Origin of the sequence: Salinibacterium sp. NG22, assembly GCF_015864925.1 — a bacterium.
GTDB lineage: Bacteria > Actinomycetota > Actinomycetes > Actinomycetales > Microbacteriaceae > Rhodoglobus.
Genome location: NZ_JADYWG010000001.1, coordinates 107,831 through 126,208 on the forward strand (window position 1 = coordinate 107,831; position 18,378 = coordinate 126,208).

The following is an 18,378-nucleotide window of genomic DNA, read 5'->3' on the forward strand; positions in this document are numbered from 1 at the left end:
AGATTAAGGATTGCCAGTGACGTATAGCGCTATTCGAGTTCGAGAGACTCCAGGAGAGCCCGGATCTGGCCGCACGGGTGTCGCCGTGATTGGCTTCGGGATCGCGGTGGCTGGCTGGGTCTCTTTCGGCCGCCATCTCTTTGGCATCGGTGGAGATCTCACCATCGTCTATGCGACAACGCTTGGAATACTGTTCGGCGTCGTATTTGTACTCGTCGGGCTGGCTATGCGGCGCACGCAGACTCGCGGTTTCGGCACGCGACCCATCACCCACGCGATGCTCATTTCCTCCGGCGTTTGTGCGTTCTTGCTGGGGCTCATGATTCCGGATAACACCCCAGAAGGTCTGCAAACAATCGTGAGTGGGCCGAACGAACCCGCTCTCGGCATTGCCATCGGTATCGCGAACCCGCTGGGAGTCATCGGAATAGCGACCGGTATCATCGCGCTGGTGCTCGCGGTCAAGGAATCCCGCGGCCGCATCACGCTCGTCGAGAGCTGGGGCGATGACAAGGACGCTGCGCCTGCCCACGCGGCAGAAACGACTGCAAGCTAAAGTCTGGAGCTAGCGTTTCCCGAGTTGCGAGTGCTCGCCGAGTTCGTGCCAGCCGCGGTCGTGGTAGACCAGCGGGGGAGCAGCATCCGTTTCGCTTCCCACATGAGACGCCTGCGCCAAAACCAGAATTAACGACGCGGACGCCGTGTCGAGTTGATCGACCCGCTGGCCAACAATCCGCACAGGAGCGCTCGGAAAGTATGGCTCACCGCTCGGCAGCCGCGACCACAGCGAGCGGTCGGCGAACCGATCGATGCCACTTGTCGCGCACAGCTCCGCGATCGGCAATTGTTCACTGCTGAGAAAGTGAACGACGTAGGAATCCGCGTTCCGGATCCCCGTAGCGGTGGATGCCTGATGTCCAATGGAGAACGCAAATAGCGGGGGATCCGCACTCACAGACACAATCGACGTCACAGTGACGGCGACAGGGCCGAGGGGAGAGTCGGCCGTCACAATCGCAACTCCACCTGGATACTGGCGAAAGGCAGCCGCAAACTCGGCCGCACTCAGCCCGGCGGCGGGCAGGGCATCGGCGTCGGAGCGGTGGGCGCGCTCGACGGTGCGAGGCGCAGTGGGGGCTGTCGTGTGCATTCGTCCATCCAATGTTTCGGGGATGCGGACAAGCGTGCACCCGAGCACGCGACGAAGCGAGAATATGTCGATATGTGTCCTTCTGTTTCGCCGATTGTTTCGTGCTCAGGTGCGCTATCGGATGCTGCGGCGCACCATAAGGGCATGCCTAGACAAATTCGCTTCAACGCCTTCGATATGAACTGCGTCGCTCACCAGTCCTCCGGAATGTGGCGCCATCCCGACGACCAATCGTGGCGTTACAAAGACCTCAATTACTGGACCGAACTCGCGCAGCTGCTCGAAAAGGGAACCTTTGACGGCATCTTCATTGCGGATGTCCTCGGCACCTATGACGTCTACGCCGGCTCGAATGAGGCCGCCATTCGCCACGGTGCCCAGGTTCCGGTGAACGATCCGCTGTTGCTCGTCTCGGCCATGGCGCATGTCACGGAAAACCTCGGATTCGGCATCACGGCGGGAACCGCCTACGAGCATCCCTACCCCTTTGCTCGTCGTATGTCGACGCTCGATCACCTCACGCAGGGTCGGATCGGTTGGAATGTCGTGACCGGCTACCTGCCCTCGGCTGCCCGCAACATGGGTAACGACGATCAGCTCGAACACGATGATCGCTACGACCACGCTGACGAATACCTTGAGGTGCTCTACAAGTTGTGGGAGGGGTCGTGGGAAGACGATGCTGTGATTCGTGACCGGGAGTCCGGTGTGTTCACTGACCCCAGCAAGGTGCATGACATCGAGCACAAGGGCAAACATTTCACTGTTCCCGGCATCCACTTGTCAGAACCGTCGGTGCAGCGAACACCGGTCATTTACCAGGCCGGTGCTTCGCCGCGAGGAATCCAGTTCGCCGCAGGTAACGCTGAGGCGATCTTCGTCGCGGCATCGACCAAGGCAGGGCTCAAAGCAACGGTGGGCCGCATCCGGGATGCTCTTGAAGAGGCAGGGCGCGATCGCTACTCGGCGCGCATCTATACGCTTCTGACGATCATCACGGACGAGACAACGGAGAAGGCTCACGCCAAGTATGACGACTACTTGAGCTACGCCAGCGAAGAAGGTGCGCTGGTGTTCATGTCGGGATGGATGGGCATCGACCTCTCGCAGTACGACCTCGATGAGCCCATTGGCAATGTCAAGAGCAACGCAATCCAGTCGACGGTGGCGAACTTTCAGCAGGCCAATGACGACGGCAGCGAATGGAAGGTTCGGGACATCGCGCGGCTTGGTGCGATTGGTGGTTTAGGGCCGTTCATCATTGGCTCTGGCGAAGAGATCGCCGATGAGCTCGAGGCGTGGGTGGCAGAGACGGATGTCGACGGCTTCAACCTTGCCTACGCGATCACGCCGGGCACGTTTGAGGATGTCGTCGAGCACGTCATTCCGGTGCTTCGGGCTCGCGGAACCTATCCCGAGGAATACGTCGAAGGCACGCTGCGCCACAAGCTGCATGGGCGTGGCAACAGGCTGCCGGCGGAGCATGCGGGCGCACGCTATCGGCGTGAGGAGTCACCTGCCGTGACTAGTGCACCGCGAACCCGCGTTTACTGAGCTGGGGTTTCGCGGTGCAGGTCGACGGCGTACTTGAAACCAATGTGAGACGCCTCAAAGCCAAGCTTCGTGTAGAACCGGTGGGCGTCGGTGCGGGCTTCGTCAGAAGTGAGCTGGATGAGGGAGGCACCGAGCGTGGGCGCTGCGGTATCGATAACCCAGCGCATCATTGCGCCGCCGATTCCGCTCGAACGCTGGCTCGCGGCTACTCTCACGGCTTCGACTTGGAGGCGGTGCGAGCCACGGCGGGCCATTCCGGGAATGGCGGTCAATTGCATGGTGGCGACGACATCCCCTGAGGGCGCTTCGACAACGAGGAGGGCATTCGCGGGCGTCGTGGCGATGGCGTGGAACGCCTTTTCGTAGGCGGGGCGGTCTTCTGGTCGTGCGTTGTCGCCTCGAAGCGCGCTAATCGCGTCGTCTGCGAGGAGCTGCAGAATGGTGTCGATGTCGCCAAGAGCGGAGTAGCGAAGAATCATTTCGCCGTCTCGCGTCTGGAGAGTTGTCGGAACAGTCACTTTAGAAAACACTCCCACGACGATAGCAGCGCTAGCGCTGCTCGCGAGCCAGCGGTGCTCAATCGTGTGGCGAATTATCGCCATCCCTCGGTGTTGACAACACCGGACGCGGTTTCGGTCGTCGCTGTGTATTCGAGATTGCTGAACTCGTCTCACCCCTTCCGTAGTGTCGCCAATTACATGCAACACCTACGGGAAAGGTAGTTCAATGACTGCAACAAATGATTCCACCACCGCGAACAAATCCAGCACCTCTCACCCTTCCGCCACGTTCGGTCGTCGCATCCTGGCGGGTGTCGTCGGCGGTGTTGCCGGTGGTGTCGTCTTCGGGATGATGATGGCAATGATGGGCATGCTGCCCACGCTCGCCATGATGGTTGGTTCTGAATCGGCCGTCGTGGGATTCCTCGTTCACCTCATGATTTCGATCATGATCGGAATCGGGCTAACGGTCCTCTTCGGCAACCTGCTTCTCACGAACTACGCCCGTGGTGCGGTCGTCGGTTTCGTCTACGGCGCGATCTGGTGGGTCCTTGGACCCCTCATGATGATGCCGCTTATGCTCGGCGGTGCGCTCTTCGCTATCGATACCGCGGCGCTCTTGTCCTTGATGGGCCACATGATCTTCGGTGTCATCCTCGGATTGGTTGCAGTGCGCGTTCTCGCTTCACGTCGATGAAGAACTGTGCACGGCCCGGGTGCCCACCGTCGTGGTGGGTCACGCCGGGCCGTTGCGCTGCTCGGGGGAGTTGGCGCTAGTAGTTCAAGATCTGGTAGCCGTCGACGACGAGCTTACGAACGCTGGCTTCGCCACCGTTGTCGGAAAGCAGGGGGAAGCCGCCATCGCGAATGGGCTCGAAGACGTTGTGCGACTTGGAGCAGAACTCGCAGGCACCGATGATCGTGTCGCCAAGAGCGGTAACGAGCCCGTGCATGGGGTGGCTAGCGTCAGCAATCTTCGCGAGGGTTTCAACGCCTGAACCGTCGAACATGACGATCACGTCGTCGCCAGCGGCCTTGAATTCGAGGGCGGTCTTGAGGCCGCGGTAGACGCGAGCGTTGTTGTTCTCGAGCGTTTCGAGGATGACGACGGCAATCTTGAGGTCTGACATTGAAAACTCCTTGTGTTGGCCATCCAGCGTTTCTAGACGGATCCGTCTAGAAAATATAGACGGATTCGTCTAGAATTGCAACATGGCCTCAGAAACTCCTCAGATCCGCGTGACTTCGCGAATGAAGCTCCTCGCTACCGCGGCGGATCTCTTCTACACGCATGGCATCAATGCCACCGGAATCGATACGGTGATCGCGAAAGCGGGAGTTGCCAAAGGCAGCATGTATCACCACTTCCCGAGCAAAGAAGCTCTCATCGCGGCATACCTCGATGAAGAGGCGGATGCCTGGTTGGACCGGGTGACGGAGTTCGACGACGAGCGCGCCTCGACCGCAGAACGCGTCGCGCGTCTCTTTACCGCGGTCGCCGATCAAGTCGATGAGGGCACTTTCTATGGCTGCCCCTTCACTAATGCGGCCATCGAGTGCCCCGACATGGCTGACGTGCAGTCATCGATTGCCCGATACCGTCGGGTGCTTCGCACTCATGTGACCCACATCATGGGGCCGGATGCGGCCGAGGGCGTGATCACGCGGCTCATTGTTCTTTACGACGGCGCGCTCACGACGGCCAAGCTCACGAGAGATTCGGCCCAGGTTCGCGATATTGCACAGTTCGCGCGGGAGCTGGTGTCTGCGGCCTAGGCTCGCGCGCGTCGGCTTGCGCACTATTCGAACATGTGTTCGAATATACGGTATGCGATGGAGTGGGCAGCAGGTCAATAGCGAGGCCCCCGACGCGCTGCCTGGTCTCGCCAAGCTCAACAACTTGGTGCGCACGGTGCGAACCCCGGAGTTCGACGGCGTCACCTTTTACGAAGTACTTGCCAAGAGCGCCCTCAACAAAGTGCCAACGGCCAGCGATATGCCCTTCGGTTGGACGATCAATCCGATGCGCGGATGCCTGCACCAGTGCACGTATTGCTTCGCTCGTCCGACCCACGAGTTCCTCGATCTTGACGCGGGCAAAGACTTCGACACGCAGATCATCGTCAAGGTGAACGTGGCTGAGGTTCTGGCTAAGGAGCTCAGCAAACCCAGCTGGGGTCGGCATCCGGTCGCGCTCGGCACGAATACGGATCCGTACCAGCGCGCGGAGGGCCGGTATCGGCTGATGCCCGGCATCATTGCCGCCCTTGCGGCATCCGGAACGCCCCTGTCAATCTTGACGAAAGGCACGTTGTTGCGGCGCGATCTTGACCTCTTGTCCGAGGCAAGCCAGCATGTGCCTGTTGATGTAGGGATGTCGATCGCGATTTACGACGACGAGCTACAGCAGTCCGTCGAGCCTGGCACGCCTACCGCGAAGGCTCGCTTGGCGACGGTGAGCGCTGTGCGCGATGCTGGACTCGATTGCGCTGTCTTTTTGATGCCGATTCTGCCGTTCTTGACCGACACGCGAGACCATCTTGAGCGTGCCGTTTCTCAGGCTAAAGAGGCCGGGGCAACCTCAATTACGTACTCGGCACTGCATCTGAAGCCGGGAACAAAGGAGTGGTACCTCGGGTGGCTTGAGCAGGCGCATCCTGAACTGCTCGGCAAATATCGTTCGATGTATTCGCGAGGCAACTATGCGCCGAAGGAATATCGCCAGTGGTTGGCCGCCAAGCTGAAGCCGATTATCCGTCGTCACGGGCTGGAGCGAACACTGCTCGATCCCGCGACAGGAATCGTCGGTTCCCGTGCCCATACGCCGGTACATTCCGGTCTAGTCGGTCGTTCGCTCATCGCCGAGGAAATGCCACCCGAGCTGGCGGCGCGCGCAATGCCGCAACCGACCCTCTTCTAGCGCTGTCTTCGTCGCTCTCGCTGTCGCTGTAGTCGCCATCTTGCTGGGTATCCAGTCCGTGCTCGCTGAGCGTTCGCGCACAATCGTCAATAACGCCGGATGCGGTGCGTAACGTTTCGCAGAACACGAACGGCGGCGCCCGGCCCAGAGCGCGACTTACTCACTATCGCCGTGGTCGGTAACGTCAGGAAGGTGAAGGCAGATGCCTAAGAACAAAAACTCCCGCCTCAAGGATCCTGAACTGTACGAGTCGTTGAGGGATGACGGCGCTTCCGCGGAGAAGGCGGCTCGCATCTCTAACGCTGCCGCGCGGGACGGGCGTTCCGAGGTGGGACACCGCGGGGGCGAGGCAGGTTCCTATGACGATTGGACCGTGGCAGATCTTAAGAAGAGAGCCCGGGAACTGGGTCTCCAGGGGTATTCGGCGCTCAGGAAGGCTGAATTGATCGAGTTACTTCGATCGCACTAGAGGTGCGCTCGTGGTCGGTGGGCAGTGCGGGCTTCGAAATGATGCCGGCGCGCGACGAGCTAACTAGTCTGGGGGAGTGACCCCACAAGCAGAGTCTTACTATCTCCGACACGATTCCACCCATTTCGAGTCGACCATTCACGCGCAGGGTGCGTGGAATCCGCACGAGCAGCACATGGCTCCGGTCGCCGGTATTCTGGCGCACGTCCTCGAAGCGTTTGAGGCACGCGAAGGCCTCCGCATCGCTCGCATTAGTTACGAGATCTTGGGTCTCATCCCTGTCGGCGACTTCGAGATCGTAGCGTCGGTGGTGCGGCCAGGGCGAACAATCGAACTAGTGCAGGCGGAGCTCAGTGCGGGCGGCCGTGTTGCCGTGCGCGCGACGGCGTGGCGTCTCCAAATTTCGGATACCTCAGAGGTTGAGGGAATCGTTGACCAACGGATGCCCGGCCGTGAGCTCGCGGGGGAGCCAGTGAACCTCTCCGAGTGGCCCGGCGGCTATATCCAATCGATTGAAGCGCGGGCGCTTCCTGAACATGTCGCCGGCAGCGGCCGGGTGTGGTTGCGCACCCCTTATCCCTTGCTCGCTGATGAGCCGGTGAGCGACTTTGCTCGGTTGGCTGGCCTCGTTGACACCAGCAACGGCATCGCAACTCGCGTCAAACCGGGGGCGGGCGGGTATGCCTTCCCCAACGTCGACCTGCAGGTGCACTTGTACCGACTGCCGGCTGGTGAGTGGCTTGGTCTCGAGAATGCGGTGAACTTTGGCTCGGATGGCATTGGCCTGACCTCCACGGTGCTCCACGACGAGCAGGGGCCGTTCGGTCGCGCCGAGCAAATCTTGACGCTGCGTAAGGTCTAGCGTTCCCCAGCGCGCGCCTGCGGCGAGAGTTTTCTCGCTACCCCTTGCGCTGATTTTCCCGCTGCCATAATATACAACCAAATGGTTGTATATGAATTGACAGACTCCGAAGTTGACGCGATGTTCCGCGCCCTCGCCGATGCCACCCGACGTGACATCATCGATCGCGTGTTGCACGAAAATGCTTCAGTGTCGCGTCTCGCCGAGCGCTACGACATGAGTTTCGCCGCAGTGCAAAAGCACGTGGCCGTCCTGCAGGCAGCAGGGTTGGTGACAAAGTCCCGGCAGGGTCGCGAGCAGATTGTCAGCGGCAATCTCGCGTCCATTCATCACATCCAAAAGCTTCTTTCTCACTTCGAAGCGGTGTGGAAGCAGCGTGCACTGCAAATGGCTGACGTGTTGCGGGATGACGCAACCACTGAGGCACCACCGAGCCCCACGAGTTCAGGGGCTCGGGTCGATATCCCTCACGACTAAAGAAATGGTGAAGCAATGAACGTCACAACTCACACTGATCCTGAAGCACTCACCCTGACGACGACCACCGAACTTGCCGCGTCTCTTGAGCGCGCTTGGCAGCTGGTGAGCGATCCGCGTCAGCTCGAGCGCTGGTGGGGGCCGCCCGAGTGGCCGGCAACTTTCGTGCGCTACGAGTTTGTGCCGGGTGGGCGCGCTCATTACTTCATGCAAGGTCCTGATGGTGAGCGAATGCACGGTATGTGGCGCATCTTGTCGATTACCGAGCCGCGCGAAGTTTCCATCGAAGATGAGTTTGCGGATGACCAGGGCGAACCATCGGGGGATATCGGTGTCACGACCGCTCTTCTAACGTTCGAGCCCATTGACAGCGGCACCCGGCTGACGATCCTGTCGGGCTTCGAGTCAGCAGAGCAGCTCGAAGAGATGGTGAAGATGGGTATGGAAGAAGGCATGCGAGAGGCTATCGGCCAGATCGACGCCCTGCTCGCCGCAGACTAAGAGGAGGCTTCTCGAGTCATCGAGAAAGGGTGCTCGTATCGACTCCAAACATGTTGGCACTTCGGGCACGCATAGCGACGAGTCAGACACGCTGTGGCTCGATGGTGCGGCAAGCAAACCGGTCTAACCGCGCGGTCTGAGCATGCCGACGGGCAGTGCTCTGGTGCTTCTGTGCGTCGTCACTGGGTAGGGTGGAGGATGACTCTTCTTGGGGTCGAGCAGCAGGGTAGTTGAGTGCCCCGAGAGGATCTGTAGCGTGAAAAACAGCGGCCAGCCACAGTCGAACCGAGCTCCACGGGGCCGCCGCAAGTATTCTCGCAAGCAACTCGGCATGTTGCTCGGCGGTCTCGGCGCGCTGGCGCTGCTCACCGTCGCGTTCGTAGCCGGGGCCCAGGCAAACTCCGGATCGTCAACGCCTCAGGCATTGCCGTCGGTCTCCGCCGAAGAGGGCAGCGAGCCCACGATCGACTTGGCGCGTCGAATCGAAGGAGACCCCACGGCAATGGGAGCGATTGATGCTCCCGTCGTGCTCGTCGAATATGCGGACTATCGCTGTCCGTTCTGCGGTGTGTTGTCGCGCGAGACGCTTCCTGAGCTGATCAGCGAATACGTCGACGCTGGGCAGCTGCGCATCGAATGGCGCGATTACCCCATTTTTGGTGAAACCTCGGTGATGGCGGCTGTTGCAGCCCACGCGGCGGGCGAGCAAGGTCTTTTTTGGGAATACAACACAGCGGTGTATGAATCGGCGCCCGAAACGGGACATCTCGAGATTGACCGAGAAAAGCTTCTTGCGTACGCCCGCGACATTGGGGTTCCTGACCTTGCTCAGTTTGAGGCAGACCTCAGCAGTCCGGCTCTGATTGCTCGGGTTCAAGCGAACGTTTCCGAAGCGCAGCAAATTGGTGTCTCGAGTGTGCCGTCCATCGTGATCGACGATGTGCCGATTGCGGGTGCTCAGCCTCTTCAGGTGTTCCGTGACGTGATCGATGAGCAACTCCGATTGGCAGGCCAGTAACGGTGGACATCGGGTACGCCGGGGCGTTCATCGGCGGGTTATTTGCGCTCTTGAGCCCGTGCTCGGTCATGCTGCTGCCGGCGTTTTTTGCCTATGCGTTTGGTTCAGCGGCAAAGCTTTTCGCCCGAACGGGGTTGTTCTTTGGTGGTTTAGTGACCACGTTGGTTCCGCTGGGAGTGTTTTCGGCCACGCTGGGGTCACTCGTTAATGAGCATCGCGGTGCTCTCGTGGTTGGCGCTGCAATCGTGGTGATCGTCGCTGGAGCAATTCAGCTGTTCGGCATCCCGATTCCCGGTTTCAGCCGAACAGAAAAAGCGGATGCCGCGACGGATCGAACCTCTGCAGTTTCCGTTTTCGCCCTCGGCATGGTTTACGCGGTCGCCGGTGTCTGCGCTGGCCCCATCCTTGGTTCGGTGCTTGCGGTTGCGGCTCTGAGTGGAAACGCTGCGTACGGCGCCATCATGCTTACGCTCTATGCGCTCGGGCTCACGGTGCCTCTACTCGTGCTTGCTGCGGTGTGGAAGCGGGTGGGATCTCGTGGGCGTTCCTGGCTGCGTCCGCGCACGCTCAGGATCCGCAACTGGTCAAATTCGTGGACCATGATTATTTCTGGCGCGCTCACGATCGGGATCGGCGTCCTTCTGCTGGTCAGCGACGGAACCGCGTCGCTGGGCGGTTTCGTCCCGATTACCGCTCAGTACCGTGCAGAGTCATGGGCCGCCACAACGGGCGCGAGCATCGATAACGTGGTGTTCTTGCTCGGGGTGGTTGCGGTGTCTGCCTCTGCCGCTGTAGTTGTGTGGCTAGTGTCACGTCGGGCCCGCTCGGAGGCGCAACATCAGGCTCAAGCGCACGCGGGGGCGCCCGAGGATCGGACTGAGGCGAGCTAAAGCTCGGTCATCCATTCGTCGCCGGTGTCTGCGCTGTCTCGGCCGCGTAGCTTCTCGAGCTCGCGTCGCTCACGTTTGGTGGGACGACCGGCGCCACGATCACGCATCGGTGCGAAGGCACGCTCTTCGCGAGTGGGCGGTGGGGGAGTCTCGTCGACATAGCTCTCGGCAGCGGTCACTGCCGAAACGCGCTTCACGATGGTCTGTTTGACGACCAAAATGCGGTCGAATCCGGCGATACGAACGCGCACTTGGTCACCGACTTTTACAGCTTGCGCTGCCTTTACGCTCGCTCCACCAATCTTTACGTGGCCAGCACGGCACGCGGTGGTCGCTTGAGAGCGAGTCTTGTAGACGCGCACCGCCCACAACCAGCTATCGACGCGAACTGTTCCGGCAGCCATTAGACGGAGGCGAGTTCAGTTTTCCACTGCACGAGTCGCTGCACAGTGGCGCTGGTGTCCGCGGCGAGTGTGAGCATGGTGTCTTCGGGAACAAAGAAGTTGATTGCTAAGAAACCGCGCACGGTCTCCGAGGGGTCGTCGGCGAGCATCCGAAGCACGTCGCAGGGAGCGTATTCGTTGCGAGCCACACAGGCGCGCACCCCGTCGTCAGTATCGCGGGCGAGCGTTTCGAACACGTCGATGGGCGTGTTGTGGTTACTTGCGGCACTCTCGCGAATTTTCGGATTGGGGTCGGCCGCCAGTATGCGGATCCTCGCGATTTTGCTCGCGGTTACCTCGGGCGCAGGGTGAAGTTCCGCGGCTTCCTCGGCCGTGAGCATCGAGGGGGCCATTGCTCGCATTTGTTCCCGCTGGGCTGGGGTATTGAAGCGGATGCATGACATGCATTCAAGGGTACGCCTGCGTCGCGACAAGTTTGCGTTGCATTCGCGGCATTTTGCGTGCGGATGCTGGCTAGACTCAGAAGGTGGCCACCCGTAGTTCACCCGAGATCAGCGATCGTGTGTGGACTGTGCCCAATGTCTTGAGCTTCATCCGGCTCGCGTTGGTTCCGGTCTTCTTATATCTGATCATTTCTGCCCAAGACGCGTTGGCTTTGATCGTTCTTGTGTTCTCCAGTCTGAGCGACTACCTCGATGGCGTGATTGCTCGTCGTTTCAACCAAATCACGCGGCTCGGCCAGTTGCTTGATCCGGCGGCCGACCGACTGTTTATTTTTGCCGCGTTGATTGGTCTCGCCGCGCGCGACGTCATCCCCTGGTGGATGTTCTTGGTTATCGTCGGGCGCGACATCATGCTGGTGATTTTGGGAATCATCTCGGCGAACTACGGTTTTGGCCCGCTACCGGTGCACCATTTGGGCAAAGTTGCCACGGCGGCACTGTTCTATGCGTTGCCGATTCTGATGCTGGGCCAAGCTTTCCCGGCTATCGCCGGGGTCACTGATCCAATCGGGTGGGCGTTCGCGCTCTGGGGCGCGTTCTTGTATTGGTGGGCTGGCTTCATTTATGTTGCGCAATCCGTCCGTATTTCTCGTCTTCCGAGGGTCTGAGTTGTGTTCTGATCCGATACGCTGGTCAGTCAGGGAGGTTTGCGATGGTTGAGTCAATGAATAATGGTCACGGCGCCGACGTAGAGTCGGCAAATGAGACGTCCGCGCAGCCTATTGTCGAGCGGATCGACACCACTGCTACGTACAGTCACGAGTTCGCGGCGCAGGTAGCTGCTATGGGTGTTGATGTTTCCGTCGACGAGCAAGACGCGATCGCGGCCTTGCCTTCGGGTTCTGCGCTGTTGATTGTCCGTCGCGGCCCGAATGTGGGTGCCCGTTTCCTCTTAGATGCTGACGTCACCACGGTGGGCCGTCACCCTGAGGCCGATATTTTCCTTGACGATGTCACGGTCTCCCGTCGCCATGTCGAGTTTTTGCGTTCGGGCACAGCCTTCGAGGTCAAAGACCTCGGCTCGCTCAACGGCACCTATCTTGGCGGCGACCGCATTGAGTCCACTGCTGTTCTTCGCGACCGCGCTGAGGTTCAGATCGGCAAGTACAAGCTCACGTTTTATCCTTCGCGTCGCGATCTTGCGCCAGCGGCTGGTAATTAGTGGCTGGGGTCGCGCGTCAAACGCGTTCAACTCCTGCACCAGCGCTTCTGAGCATTGGGCAGGTTCTTGCCAAGCTCAGTCCTGAATTTCCTGATCTAACTCCCTCAAAACTGCGCTTTCTTGAAGAGCGCAAGTTGGTGTCCCCGGCGCGTACTGCTTCGGGTTACCGCAAGTTTTCTTCGGCAGACATGGAGCGCTTGCGCTTTGTTCTTACGATGCAGCGTGACCACTATCTTCCGCTGAAGGTCATTCGTGGCTATTTAGAAGAGATGGATGCCGGGCGCACGCCTGAGCTGCCTGGCGGGGCGGTTGCTGCCGCGTCCATGTTGTCGGCTGAGCGCAAGCTCACGCGCGATGAGCTGATCCGCGAAGCCGGCGCCAGCCCCATGCTGTTGGGCGATGCTATTTCGTCGTCTCTCATTGTTGCCTCCGATGTTTTTGGTGAAGATGCCCTTGCGGTTCTCAAGTCGCTTGTAGAGCTCCAACGCAGCGGTATTGAGCCACGACACCTTCGTGGCTTCCGCGCGGCGGCAGAGCGGGAGCTGGGGCTTATCGAGAGTGCTCTTATGCCGGTTGCTCGTCGCAAGGATGCGTCAAGTCGAGCACGTGCTGCGGAGATGGCGCGAGAAATTGCGGGCCAGTTGGAGATTGTTCGAAGCAGTCTTATCCGATCCGCACTCAGTCGGTTGGATTCGTAGTACGGTCGATCTGTTGACCGTTTTTCGGCTCGCACCGAACGCGGTTTCGCGAGGTTGGCCCAGTTTTACCCGACTGATTCCGACACGCCGCCGATTTTTTGCGAATGTCGTTGATAGAGGCAGTGGGCGTGACTACCGTGGGGTAACACGAAACATTAAGCGTCAACTTCAACATGAAGGTTCGTTGTTTTCGTGCTGATCAATCAGAACTAAAGGGGCAAAGCCATGAGTGAAGTGAACCGTAGCGAAGAGTCACGCTACGATCTTGGGCTCCTCTTTACCGATGGAATGCCAGACCTAGACGACAACTCTGGCTACCGTGGCGCCGTCGCTGCCCGGGCGGCCGGCATTAGCTATCGTCAGCTCGATTACTGGGCTCGCACGCAGCTCGTTGAGCCCACTGTCCGCAGCGCGGCAGGGTCAGGTTCGCAGCGACTCTATGGCTTTCGCGACATCTTGGTGCTCAAACTTGTTAAGCGCCTCCTCGATACGGGAATCTCGCTTCAGCAGATCCGTATCGCCGTTAACCAACTTCGTGAGTCAGGCATTCACGACCTCGCGCAGACCACTCTGATGAGTGACGGTGCCGGTGTCTATTTGTGCACGTCAAACGACGAAGTTATTGACCTCGTCAGCCGCGGCCAGGGTGTCTTTGGCATCGCCGTAGGCAAGGTCCTGCGTGAGGTCGAAACAAGCCTCATCGACCTCGACACGGTCAAGGGTGAAGACCCCATGGATGAGTTGGCTAAGCGCCGCGCATCCCGCGCTTCCTAGACAGCGCTCGCCAGAGCCTCTTCGGGCTCGCCATAACAGCCGCGGCGTTACGCCGGCTTCGGTGAAGCCGAATGTGCGCTACTGGCCGTTGCTGTATTCGCCCATGCGTGCCGCACGCATGACGCGATCAAGGAGCTGGTCAAAGTAGCGCGCCATTTCTTGAGCGCTCTCGCCTGGCCACACGTGGAGCGGCTTCGCGGCACCCTGTGCCTGCTGAAGCGATGTGCGCTCGGGGAGCTGTGGTGACAGCACGAGCGGTCCAAACATGTCGCGTAGTTCTTTGATGCGGAACTGGTGCTCAAGCGACTGCGAACGCAGTCGGTTCACGATGAGGCCGAGCGGCTGAAGGCGAGGGGAGAGTCCGCGGCGGATTTCTTCAATCGCGCGGAGGGCTCGGTCGGCAGCCGCAACGGAGAACAGGCCGGGTTCGGTAACAATCGCTACACGATCGCTGGCAGCCCACGCGGTGCGGGTGAGCGCGTTGAGAGATGGTGCACAGTCAATGAGCACGAGGTCGTAGTCAGCTTCGACATTGGCAAGGGCTTCTTCAAGCTTCCAAATATCGCGGATGCTGGGGTGCGGTCCGTCGAAGTTGATGGCGGACGGCGAACCGATCAGCACATCCACTTTGCCGGGACGGCCCCTGGTCCAGCCACTCGGCGCGATCGCGGCACGCACGATCTTCTCCTTCGGGGACGCGAGCACGTCAGCCACATTGAGGTGACCGGCGACATCAATGTCCATTCCGGTCGAAACATCGGACTGGGGATCAAGGTCGACGACGAGAGTTCGAAGACCGCGAGCGAAAGCTGCCGAAGCGAGCCCAAGCGTGACGGTCGTCTTTCCCACGCCCCCCTTGAGGGAGCTAACGCTAAGTACGTGCACGAGTAACGACGATACCTTCACTACTGTTAAGAAACCTAAAACACCGCCAACTTTTGCGCACCCTTGAGGAAACTGCCAGAGTTCAATCACTCTAGGCTTGGTTTTTGTCAGGAAGGACCGAATGTTTAAGAAGATTCTCGTTGCCAACCGAGGTGAGATTGCTATCCGCGCAATGCGTGCGGCTGTCGAGCTCGGGGCAAGAACTGTGGCCGTTTTCCCTTACGAAGACCGAAATTCGGTTCATCGTCTGAAAGCTGATGAGGCTTACCAGATCGGTGAGGAGGGGCATCCTGTCCGCGCATACCTCGATGTTTCGGAGATTATTCGCGTCGCCAAAGAATCCGGCGCCGACGCGATCTACCCCGGTTATGGCTTTCTTTCGGAGAATCCTGACCTCGCTCGCGCAGCGGCGGAAGCGGGAATCACTTTCATCGGACCGCCGACCCGGGTGCTTGAGATGGCCGGCAACAAGGTCACGGCCAAGGAACACGCAATTGCAGCGGGAGTTCCCGTTCTCAAGTCAACTCCGGCCAGCACCGATCTCGATGAACTCATCGCGGGTGCCAACGAGATTGGTTTCCCGGTCTTCGCCAAGGCTGTAGCTGGCGGCGGAGGGCGCGGTATGCGCCGTGTCGAGAAGAAGGAAGATTTGCGCGGCGCCCTCGAAGAGGCGATGCGTGAAGCTGACAGCGCTTTCGGTGACCCCACGATGTTTGTTGAGCAGGCGGTTGTTCGCCCTCGCCACATCGAAGTCCAAATTCTCGCTGATGCCCATGGCGGCACCATCCACTTGTTCGAGCGTGACTGCTCGGTTCAACGTCGTCACCAGAAGGTTGTCGAGATCGCACCGGCACCAAACCTCGACGAAGACACGCGTCAAGCGATGTACCGCGATGCGATCGCTTTTGCGAAGTCAATTGACTACGTCAATGCCGGCACAGTCGAGTTCTTGCTCGACACGGCGGGGGAGCGCAAGGGCGAGCACGTCTTCATCGAGATGAACCCGCGCATCCAGGTTGAGCACACGGTGACCGAAGAAGTCACCGATGTTGACCTCGTGCAATCGCAGATGCGAATCGCGTTTGGGGAGTCCCTCGACGAGTTAGGGCTGCGTCAAGACGAGCTCAAGCTGCGTGGAGCGGCGCTGCAGTGCCGCATCACGACCGAAGACCCGGCCAGCGGGTTCCGACCCGACACTGGCAAAATCACGACCTACCGCTCGCCTGGCGGTGCCGGCATCCGTCTGGATGGTGGAACGGTTTCTGCTGGTTCACAGATTTCTCCGCACTTCGACTCGATGCTCGTCAAGATGACGTGCCGTGGACGCGACTTCGCGTCGGCTGTGCGTCGCGCCCGCCGTGGACTCGCTGAGTTCCGCCTTCGCGGAGTGACCACGAACATCCCGTTCCTTCAGGGTGTGCTCGATGACCCCGAGTTCATTGCGGGCGATTTGAGCACCGCGTTCATTGACGAGCGCCCGTGGCTCGTCAACTCGCATCGCTCCAAGGACCGCGGAACAAAGATCCTCACGTGGTTGGCCGATGTGACGGTCAACCAGCCCAATGGCGATGGCGCTGGCATCATCAGCCCGCAATTGAAGCTGCCCGAGGTCGATCTTTCGGTAGAAGCTCCGGCGGGGTCGCGTCAGCGTTTGTTGGAGCTCGGCCCGGCCGGGTTCGCCTCGGCTCTGCGCGAGCAGAAGTCGCTTGCCGTGACCGAAACCACTTTCCGCGACGCCCACCAGTCGTTGCTCGCCACTCGAGTGCGCACTCGTGACCTTGTCGCGGTAATGCCACACGTGGCTCGCATGACGCCAGAATTGCTCTCGGTCGAAGCATGGGGTGGAGCAACGTATGACGTCGCTCTGCGCTTCCTCGCTGAAGACCCGTGGGAGCGTCTCGCGTCCATGCGCGAAGCTCTGCCGAACGTGGCGATCCAGATGCTGTTGCGCGGTCGCAATACGGTTGGCTACACGCCGTATCCGACCGAAGTTACGGATGCCTTCGTACGTGAGGCCGCTGATACCGGTGTCGATATCTTCCGCATCTTTGACGCGCTCAACGATGTTTCGCAGATGCGACCGGCGATTGATGCTGTGCTGAACACGGGCACTGCTGTTGCTGAAGTTGCCCTCTGCTACACGGGTGACTTGCTTGACCCGAATGAGGATCTCTACACGCTCGACTACTACCTCACGCTTGCCGACCAGATCATGGAGAGCGGCGCCCATGTGCTCGCGATCAAGGACATGGCTGGTCTCTTGCGGGCGGAAGCCGCTGAGAAGCTTGTAACGGCCTTGCGTGAGCGTTTCGATGCTCCGGTGCACGTTCACACTCACGACACGGCAGGCGGCCAGCTGGCTACCCTGCTGGCGGCATCCCGTGCCGGTGCAGACGCAGTGGATGTCGCGAGCGCTCCAATGGCAGGAACGACTAGCCAGCCATCCATGTCGGCTTTGGTCGCGGCTCTCGCCCACACCGAACGCGATACGGGCATCTCGCTTGACGCCGTCTCCGATCTTGAGCCCTACTGGGAGGCAGTGCGTCACGCCTACGCGCCGTTCGAATCGGGCCTTCCCGGTCCGACAGGGCGGGTCTACCACCACGAAATTCCGGGTGGTCAACTGTCGAACCTGCGTCAGCAAGCGATTGCGCTGGGTCTCGCTGACCAGTTCGAGACAATCGAGAACCTTTACGCTGCGGCCAACAAGATGCTCGGCCGTCCGCCGAAGGTCACCCCGTCGTCGAAGGTCGTCGGTGACCTTGCGCTGGCTCTAGCAGCGGCGCACGCCGATCCTGCCGACTTCGAAGAGAACCCCGACAAGTACGACATCCCTGATTCGGTGATTGGCTTCATGGCTGGCGAATTGGGCGAACTGCCCGGTGGCTGGCCTGAGCCCTTCCGCTCGAAGGTGCTGAAGGGGCGCAACGTCAAGATCGGCATTGAGGAAATCAGTGCTGACGATCAGGCCGCGCTCGATGGCGAACCTCAGGAACGACGCTCAGCGCTCAACCGGTTGCTGTTCGCTGGTCCCACCCAGATCTTTGAGACGGCTCGCGAAACCTATGGCGACTTGTCGGCCCTCGATAGCAAGGATTACCTCTACGGCATCCAGCAGGGTCACGAGCACGTTGTCGAGATCGAGAAGGGCGTGCAATTGTTCGTCGGTCTCGAAGCGATCGGTGAAGCTGACGAGAAGGGTATGCGCACAGTAATGGCGACCCTCAATGGCCAGTTGCGTCCGGTGTTCATTCGCGATCAGAGCATCAAGGTCGACTCGACTGCGGCTGAGAAGGCTGATGCGTCTAAGCCTGGACACGTCGCGGCACCGTTCTCCGGCGTTGTCACGTTGCAGGTAGAAGAGGGCGCAACCGTTGCCGTTGGCGACACTGTGGCTTCGATCGAAGCGATGAAGATGGAAGCCGCAATCACGGCATCCGTTGCAGGAACGGTCAAGCGATTGGCCATTCCGAAGACGCAGCAGGTAGACGGCGGCGACTTGCTTGTGGAAATCGAACCCAGCTAATCCGCAGAAGTTTGTAGGGTAGGGACGTGATCGTTGTAAGCACATCGGTCACGTCTCGCTCGTTAACGCGGTAAAGTGGTGTGTT

General features: G+C 60.0%; 22 protein-coding genes and 1 pseudogene. 17 read left to right on the top strand and 6 right to left on the bottom strand.

All coding sequences use genetic code 11. The features are described from left to right. Window positions 1-16: 16 nt before the first annotated feature. Window positions 17-556, top strand: coding sequence for a hypothetical protein (locus tag I6E81_RS00550; RefSeq protein ID WP_197105489.1), 540 nt, complete (start codon window positions 17-19; stop codon window positions 554-556). Between the two features lie 9 nt (window positions 557-565). On the opposite strand, the gene I6E81_RS00555 is transcribed toward I6E81_RS00550, so the two are convergent. Then, entirely contained in the window at window positions 566-1,150 is a 585-nt protein-coding gene (locus I6E81_RS00555) for a flavin reductase family protein (RefSeq protein ID WP_197105490.1), read from the bottom strand. 144 nt (window positions 1,151-1,294) lie between these two features. Here I6E81_RS00555 and I6E81_RS00560 point away from each other — a divergent pair, with 144 nt between their 5' ends. Then, the gene (locus tag I6E81_RS00560) at window positions 1,295-2,704 is read left to right on the top strand and encodes an LLM class flavin-dependent oxidoreductase (RefSeq protein WP_197105491.1); all 1,410 of its coding nucleotides are present in this window, start codon (window positions 1,295-1,297) and stop codon (window positions 2,702-2,704) included. Here the strand turns inward: I6E81_RS00560 and I6E81_RS00565 are convergent. Continuing rightward, entirely contained in the window at window positions 2,698-3,306 is a 609-nt protein-coding gene (locus I6E81_RS00565) for a GNAT family N-acetyltransferase (protein WP_306790135.1), read from the bottom strand. The genes I6E81_RS00560 and I6E81_RS00565 overlap by 7 nt on opposite strands. Before the next feature lie 124 nt (window positions 3,307-3,430). Here I6E81_RS00565 and I6E81_RS00570 point away from each other — a divergent pair, with 124 nt between their 5' ends. Continuing rightward, window positions 3,431-3,901: a hypothetical protein gene (locus tag I6E81_RS00570; protein ID WP_231603830.1), complete on the top strand. Its 471-nt coding sequence runs from the start codon at window positions 3,431-3,433 to the stop codon at window positions 3,899-3,901. Between the two features lie 76 nt (window positions 3,902-3,977). Here the strand turns inward: I6E81_RS00570 and I6E81_RS00575 are convergent, their stop codons facing one another. Then, the gene (locus tag I6E81_RS00575; RefSeq protein WP_197105492.1) at window positions 3,978-4,334 is read right to left on the bottom strand and encodes a sulfur reduction protein DsrE; all 357 of its coding nucleotides are present in this window, start codon (window positions 4,332-4,334) and stop codon (window positions 3,978-3,980) included. Between the two features lie 82 nt (window positions 4,335-4,416). Here I6E81_RS00575 and I6E81_RS00580 point away from each other — a divergent pair, with 82 nt between their 5' ends. From I6E81_RS00580 to I6E81_RS00615, 9 genes and pseudogenes are all read left to right on the top strand, one after another. Beyond that, a complete protein-coding gene (locus I6E81_RS00580; protein ID WP_197105493.1) occupies window positions 4,417-4,980 on the top strand; it encodes a TetR/AcrR family transcriptional regulator in 564 nt (187 codons plus the stop codon). A gap of 52 nt (window positions 4,981-5,032) precedes the next feature. Next, a complete protein-coding gene (locus tag I6E81_RS00585; protein WP_197105494.1) occupies window positions 5,033-6,124 on the top strand; it encodes an Rv2578c family radical SAM protein in 1,092 nt (363 codons plus the stop codon). 202 nt (window positions 6,125-6,326) lie between these two features. Beyond that, window positions 6,327-6,593, top strand: a complete 267-nt coding sequence (locus I6E81_RS00590) for a Rho termination factor N-terminal domain-containing protein (protein WP_197105495.1) — start codon at window positions 6,327-6,329, stop codon at window positions 6,591-6,593. Between the two features lie 76 nt (window positions 6,594-6,669). Further along, window positions 6,670-7,455 carry a thioesterase family protein gene (locus I6E81_RS00595; RefSeq protein ID WP_197105496.1) on the top strand — a complete coding sequence of 262 codons (786 nt, stop codon included), beginning with the start codon at window positions 6,670-6,672 and terminating at the stop codon, window positions 7,453-7,455. An 81-nt stretch (window positions 7,456-7,536) separates the two neighbouring features. After that, window positions 7,537-7,932 carry a helix-turn-helix transcriptional regulator gene (locus I6E81_RS00600; protein WP_197105497.1) on the top strand — a complete coding sequence of 132 codons (396 nt, stop codon included), beginning with the start codon at window positions 7,537-7,539 and terminating at the stop codon, window positions 7,930-7,932. A 15-nt stretch (window positions 7,933-7,947) separates the two neighbouring features. Next, window positions 7,948-8,433 carry an SRPBCC domain-containing protein gene (locus I6E81_RS00605; RefSeq protein ID WP_197105498.1) on the top strand — a complete coding sequence of 162 codons (486 nt, stop codon included), beginning with the start codon at window positions 7,948-7,950 and terminating at the stop codon, window positions 8,431-8,433. A 22-nt stretch (window positions 8,434-8,455) separates the two neighbouring features. Then, a pseudogene (locus I6E81_RS14280) lies at window positions 8,456-8,560 on the top strand (DUF4287 domain-containing protein); the annotation flags it as partial. A gap of 129 nt (window positions 8,561-8,689) precedes the next feature. Beyond that, the gene (locus I6E81_RS00610) at window positions 8,690-9,451 is read left to right on the top strand and encodes a thioredoxin domain-containing protein (protein WP_197105499.1); all 762 of its coding nucleotides are present in this window, start codon (window positions 8,690-8,692) and stop codon (window positions 9,449-9,451) included. Between the two features lie 2 nt (window positions 9,452-9,453). Next, entirely contained in the window at window positions 9,454-10,341 is an 888-nt protein-coding gene (locus I6E81_RS00615; protein ID WP_197105500.1) for a cytochrome c biogenesis CcdA family protein, read from the top strand. Here the strand turns inward: I6E81_RS00615 and I6E81_RS00620 are convergent. Together I6E81_RS00620 and I6E81_RS00625 are read right to left on the bottom strand one after the other, a co-directional pair. After that, window positions 10,338-10,745, bottom strand: coding sequence for an RNA-binding S4 domain-containing protein (locus I6E81_RS00620; protein WP_197105501.1), 408 nt, complete (start codon window positions 10,743-10,745; stop codon window positions 10,338-10,340). The two genes, I6E81_RS00615 and I6E81_RS00620, sit on opposite strands and share 4 nt — an antisense overlap. Further along, window positions 10,745-11,188, bottom strand: a complete 444-nt coding sequence (locus I6E81_RS00625) for a hypothetical protein (RefSeq protein ID WP_197105502.1) — start codon at window positions 11,186-11,188, stop codon at window positions 10,745-10,747. Before I6E81_RS00625 ends, I6E81_RS00620 begins: the two co-directional genes overlap by 1 nt. Window positions 11,189-11,271: 83 nt before the next feature. On the opposite strand from I6E81_RS00625, the gene I6E81_RS00630 reads away from it, so the two are divergent. The 4 genes from I6E81_RS00630 to I6E81_RS00645 all read left to right on the top strand — a co-directional run bounded on the left by I6E81_RS00630 (window position 11,272) and on the right by I6E81_RS00645 (window position 13,882). Continuing rightward, on the top strand, window positions 11,272-11,856 hold the full coding sequence (locus I6E81_RS00630) for a CDP-alcohol phosphatidyltransferase family protein (protein ID WP_197105503.1): 585 nt from the start codon (window positions 11,272-11,274) through the stop codon (window positions 11,854-11,856). Window positions 11,857-11,900: 44 nt separating this feature from the next. Continuing rightward, window positions 11,901-12,410, top strand: a complete 510-nt coding sequence (locus tag I6E81_RS00635; RefSeq protein ID WP_197105504.1) for an FHA domain-containing protein — start codon at window positions 11,901-11,903, stop codon at window positions 12,408-12,410. Then, complete coding sequence (locus I6E81_RS00640) at window positions 12,410-13,108, top strand: MerR family transcriptional regulator (RefSeq protein ID WP_197105505.1); 699 nt, start codon at window positions 12,410-12,412, stop codon at window positions 13,106-13,108. The genes I6E81_RS00635 and I6E81_RS00640 overlap by 1 nt, the downstream gene beginning before the upstream one ends. Before the next feature lie 225 nt (window positions 13,109-13,333). Further along, window positions 13,334-13,882: a MerR family transcriptional regulator gene (locus I6E81_RS00645; RefSeq protein ID WP_197105506.1), complete on the top strand. Its 549-nt coding sequence runs from the start codon at window positions 13,334-13,336 to the stop codon at window positions 13,880-13,882. A gap of 78 nt (window positions 13,883-13,960) precedes the next feature. Here I6E81_RS00645 and I6E81_RS00650 read toward each other — a convergent pair whose 3' ends face one another. Next, window positions 13,961-14,767 (bottom strand): ParA family protein, encoded by an 807-nt coding sequence (locus tag I6E81_RS00650; protein ID WP_197105507.1) that lies wholly within the window; start codon window positions 14,765-14,767, stop codon window positions 13,961-13,963. Between the two features lie 121 nt (window positions 14,768-14,888). Here I6E81_RS00650 and I6E81_RS00655 point away from each other — a divergent pair, with 121 nt between their 5' ends. Beyond that, on the top strand, window positions 14,889-18,293 hold the full coding sequence (locus I6E81_RS00655) for a pyruvate carboxylase (RefSeq protein ID WP_197105508.1): 3,405 nt from the start codon (window positions 14,889-14,891) through the stop codon (window positions 18,291-18,293). The last annotated feature ends 85 nt before the right edge of the window (window positions 18,294-18,378 follow it).